Below are 2,643 nucleotides of genomic sequence, written 5' to 3' on the forward strand. Positions count from 1 at the left end.
TTCGCGAGCAAGCCCGCTCCCACAGCGGAACGCGCCAATCGAATTTGCCTTTTTTCAACTGAACCATGCCCCCTCAGGATCGTCATCTAAAGTGACTACTTGCGCGGGACTCCTTAAAACGTCACGGAGATACAACTATGAGCACTGAGGGTGCTTCGAGTCGAAGCCGTCTGCTACCGAGCCTGCTCGGCATTCTGCTTCTATTGATGGGGCTGGCCTTGTTGGCCGGTGGGATCAAACTGAGCACGCTCGGCGGCTCGCTGTATTACTTGCTGGCCGGTATCGGCCTGGCGATTACCGGCGTACTGCTGATCATGGCCCGTCGTGCGGCCTTGGGGCTGTATGCGCTGGTGCTGTTCGCGAGTACGGTCTGGGCGCTGTGGGAAGTGGGCCTGGATTGGTGGCAGTTGGTGCCGCGCCTGGCAATGTTGTTTGCCTTGGGCATCGTCCTGCTGCTGCCGTGGTTCCGCCGCCCGTTGTTGACCGCCGACGCATCGCCCATGGGCACCCGTGCCTTGGGTGCCGCGGTGATCATTGCCGGTATCGCCGCCCTCGCCAGCCAGTTCACCAACCCCGGTGAAATCAAAGGCCAACTGGACCGCGACAGCGTACCGGGCATGGCCAACACCGCACCGGCCATGCCCGACGGGGACTGGAACTCCTACGGCCGCAGCGCCCACGGCGACCGTTATTCGCCGCTGGCACAAATCACCCCCCAGAACGTCGGCAAGCTGAAGGAAGCCTGGACGTTCCGCACCGGTGACCTGCCAGGCCCGAACGACCCGGGCGAGACCACGGCGGAAAACACCCCGCTGAAGGTCAACGGCATGCTGTATGTGTGCACGCCACACAGCCAGGTAATTGCACTGGAGCCTGAAACCGGCAAGGAAATCTGGCGTTTCGATCCGAAGCTTTCCACGCAAAAAGCGGAAAACTTCAAGGGTTGGGCCCACATGACCTGCCGCGGCGTGAGCTATCACGACGACGCGGTCTACGCGTCGGCCGAGCAGAGCCCGACCGGTACGGCCAGCACCACGCCGGCCAGCACCGTGTGCCCTCGCCGGATCTTCCTGCCGACCGCCGACACTCGCCTGATCGCCCTCAACGCCGACACCGGCAAGATGTGCGAAGACTTCGGCGACAAGGGCCAAGTGGACCTGAGCGCCAACATCGGCGGCTTCACGGCGGGCGGTTATTACTCCACCTCGCCACCGGCGGTCACCCAGAACCTGGTGGTGATCGGCGGCCACGTCACCGATAACGTCTCCACCGACGAGCCAAGCGGTGTGATCCGCGCCTACGACGTACACACCGGCAAGCTGGTGTGGAACTGGGACAGCGGCAACCCCGACGACACCACGCCGATTGCCGAAGGCCAGACCTACACCCGCAACTCGCCGAACATGTGGTCCATGTTCAGCGTCGATGAAAAACTCGGCATGCTCTACCTGCCGATGGGCAACCAGACCCCCGACCAGTTCGGTGGCATGCGTACCCCGGAATCGGAAAAATATTCCGCTGGCCTGACCGCGCTGGACATCGCCACCGGCAAGGTGCGCTGGTACTTCCAGTTCACTCACCATGACCTGTGGGACATGGACGTTGGCGGCCAACCGACCCTGATGGACATGAAGACTGCCGATGGCGTGAAGCCGGCGGTGCTGGCATCGACCAAGCAGGGCAGCATCTACGTGCTGGACCGCAGCAACGGCCAGCCGATCATCCCGATCAAGGAAATCCCGGTGCCGCAAGGCGCGGTGGAGGGCGACCACACTTCACCGACCCAACCGATGTCCGACCTGAACTTCGTGCCGCCGGTCCTCAAGGAGCGGGACATGTGGGGTGTCACGCCGTTCGACCAGATGCTCTGCCGGATCGACTTCAAGTCGCTGCGTTACGACGGCATGTTTACGCCGCCGTCGCTGCAAGGCTCGATCGTCTACCCAGGTAACTTCGGCGTGTTCGACTGGGGCGGCATTTCGGTGGATCCGGTGCGCCAGATCGCTTTCGTCAACCCAAGCTACATGGCGTTCAAGTCGAAACTGGTTCCTGCAGCGCAAGTTGCGGGTGGCCCGGGTCGCAAGAGCGAAACCGAAGGCGTGCAGCCGAACAAAGGCGCGCCGTATGGCGTGATCCTCGAAGCGCTGCTCTCGCCCATGGGCCTGCCATGCCAGGCGCCTGCCTGGGGTTACGTGGCAGCCGTGGACCTGACCAACAACAAGACCCTGTGGAAGCACAAGAACGGCACCGTGCGCGACAGCTCGCCGGTACCGATCCCGCTGAGCATGGGCGTTCCAAGCCTGGGCGGGACGTTCACCACCGCCGGTGGCCTGGCGTTCTTAAGCGGTACGCTTGACCAGTACCTGCGCGCCTACGACGTGAAAAACGGCAAGCAATTGTGGGAAGGCCGCCTGCCCGCTGGCGCCCAGACCACGCCGATGACCTACACCGGCAAGGACGGCAAGCAATACGTGCTGGTCGTTGCGGGTGGTCACGGTTCGCTGGGTACCAAGCAGGGTGACTATGTGATTGCGTACAAGCTGGCGGAATAAACCCGACCGGCGCCCATGAAAAAGGCGACACCTTTGCGGGTGTCGCCTTTTCTTTAGCCCTGCTGGACTTTGTAGGAGCTGTCGAGCGAAG

At 62.7% G+C, this 2,643-nt stretch carries 1 protein-coding gene; it reads left to right on the plus strand.

The features are described from left to right. Window positions 1-137 precede the first annotated feature (137 nt). Window positions 138-2,552, plus strand: a complete 2,415-nt coding sequence (locus OC610_RS25215; protein WP_264431742.1) for a glucose/quinate/shikimate family membrane-bound PQQ-dependent dehydrogenase — start codon at window positions 138-140, stop codon at window positions 2,550-2,552. Window positions 2,553-2,643 lie beyond the last annotated feature (91 nt).

It is taken from the genome of Pseudomonas agronomica (assembly GCF_025917275.1).
Taxonomy (GTDB): Bacteria; Pseudomonadota; Gammaproteobacteria; order Pseudomonadales; family Pseudomonadaceae; genus Aquipseudomonas; species Aquipseudomonas agronomica.